This window comes from Methylobacterium sp. P3_A11, assembly GCF_056403155.1.
In genome coordinates this window covers 1-2185 of record NZ_JBFUGA010000226.1, presented here as the reverse complement: position 1 = coordinate 2185, position 2185 = coordinate 1, and the positions used below count along the sequence as shown (strand labels likewise).

The 2185-nt window shown below is 60.2% G+C and carries 2 protein-coding genes; one reads left to right on the top strand and one right to left on the bottom strand.

What is annotated here, in order from left to right; translation table 11 throughout:
* Positions 1-256: hypothetical protein (locus tag AC1DXK_RS30865; RefSeq protein WP_477299700.1), on the bottom strand; the 256-nt coding region annotated here is incomplete at its 3' end.
* 220 nt (positions 257-476) lie between these two features.
* On the opposite strand from AC1DXK_RS30865, the gene AC1DXK_RS30860 reads away from it, so the two are divergent.
* Positions 477-788 carry a hypothetical protein gene (locus tag AC1DXK_RS30860; RefSeq protein WP_210028610.1) on the top strand — a complete coding sequence of 104 codons (312 nt, stop codon included), beginning with the start codon at positions 477-479 and terminating at the stop codon, positions 786-788.
* Positions 789-2185 lie beyond the last annotated feature (1397 nt).

The window sequence follows — 2185 nt, the reverse complement described above, 5'->3', positions numbered from 1 at the left end:
CTGGATCGATACAAACGCGCGGATCTGCACGACATTTGGTGCCCTGATTGGGGTAGATATGCGCTCGAGCGCTTAGCCAGCCTCTGAAGTGCTCAGCTTCAGCGCCGCGCTCGTAGGCGCCTTCGTGGTGTTCCTGGTTCCGAAGTGGCTGGCGGCCCTGCTGTAGCGCCACTGACCTACTCGCTGATTGCTGAATGATTTTCACATCCCGATGTTCGGGTAGGATGCCCTGACCTTCAGGATAGGTCCCGATCAAGTGCCGTCCTGGTGCGCTCGGTCTCGGCATAGAGGCGGGCGAGGGACCGACAGACGCGTATTGCCTCATGCGGGCTACACGGTAGTTTGTGACAAGCCGCTGAGCATGCGGTCCGTGTACGTCGTCGACGAGTGCAAGCCGCTTCAGGAGGCAGCTCCGTGACGGACTGGCTCGCCGGCCAGGGCTACGTGCGGCACCGTGAAGGTCCCGGAGGGGACTGATGCGCCTGACTGTTCCGACGTTGATGTTGTCCCTCGTGGGATCCGCAGCGCACGCGGATCCTGCGAATTCGCCTCAAGATCTCTGTGAGGCTCTGGGCGCCAGTGCGCGGCATGCCAAGGCGGCACCCGAAGCGACAGGATCTGAAATCATCGTCCTTTTCACGCTCAAGCGCGACGGTACTGTTCAAGGCAAGCCGAGGATTACGTACTCACGGCTGATCGGCGACAATGTCGACCAACAGGCATTCATCGCCGCATCGCTTTCGGCATTAGCCAGCTGCTTCCCGCTTCCGATAACTTCGGTTGAGTAGGGTCATAGCCGGTTGACCGATCAGGCTTCGGCTCGTCAGCGGGTCGCGTGGTGYATGAGAGGCTCTAACTACCCGCCTCCTCGAGGAAGCGGCGCCGAAGGTGGAGCGTCCGTGGGAGGAAGCTACAGACCTTGTGCGAGAGCTTCGCGAGCGATGCTGCTAATTAGAGCGTCTCGCTTGGCCTGCCGAATGACGATGCGGGCGGCAGTTCGGGCATTGGCGGCCCGAAACTCGCCTCTCGGCGCTCCGTCGCGCAGCGCACGCCATGCCAGCTTGCGGAACCAGTTCGCATTCGCCACGGCAATGCACCGTCGCTCGGCGTAGCGGTTTCCATTGCTCCGTTCCGGAACAGCCAGCGTTAGCATGGTTTCGACCACCAAGAAGGGACGAGTAGCACCTGTTCGGCACCGAAACAACAAGATACATCGTTTCCAATCGCTCGCAATACTGTTATTCCTGAGATGCCATGAATTTTCGATCGGAGCGCTTTGCGGTCGAAGGGCATTCGAAGCTGCGCAGCCTCGACACCCGCGCACCGGCGGCTATCTTGACGGGATGAGGTGCACCCTGACTGCCTCTGCGTTGCTCTTTGCCGTTGGCTCAGTAGCGCCGGCTGCTCAAGGCGGAGCCATACCGACGCGGCAATGCACTCCGGCCTACGTGGCCAAGTGGTCTGTCGACAAAGAGGCGGCTCTGAGCAACCCGCCGAAGCGGCCATGTTGGATGTGGACAGAAGCAGGCGCGCACGTCTGTTATCAAGGAGGTTGCGTGCAGGCCCACGTGTACCTCAACAGAAGGCAGCCCTGAGTTCTCACGCCGGCCCACAGTTCGCCGCCATTGCGAAAGTGCGCCGACACCGTCACCAACTACACGTTCGCCAGCGCCAGTCTGCGGCCTCGCCACCTCTGCCCAGGCGGCTATCCTGCCGGGATGAGCGGACGCTTATTCGACTGGCGGGGATGGCTTTTCAGAACACCTTGTTAATGCCGCTGAAGCAGCGGACAGCCGTCGCCCGCGTGGCGAGGTGAGTGTATTGTGCGGTTCTTGTAGGAGCCTAACAAAGATACGCTTGATCGGAAGAGACAATACTCAGCGCATCTGAGCTTTCGCGGCAGGTGCACTTTAAAAAGGGGATTGATAAGCTGCGCCTATGAGCTCAGCGCAACCCGCCGCGATAGAGCCGCACGTGATTGAGTGTCCCGCTATTCAGTAGTCGCGGGTCGACAAAAATAATGATGCGTTCTATTTTTCTCGTTTCAGGTCTGCAGGTCGCGCATGGATGATCTTTCGCACTACGTCGCCGTTGAGCGTATGCGAGACAGCCGGCCACTGGAAATCCGCGCGCTGCGGCCGGACGATCGGGAAAGGCTGCTGAGTGCCGTCGAACATACAAGTGC

Excerpts from the sequence above, each read along its gene's own strand:
- AC1DXK_RS30860 (WP_210028610.1), top strand. The coding sequence starts at position 477 with ATGCGCCTGACTGTTCCGACGTTGATGTTGTCCCTCGTGGGATCCGCA.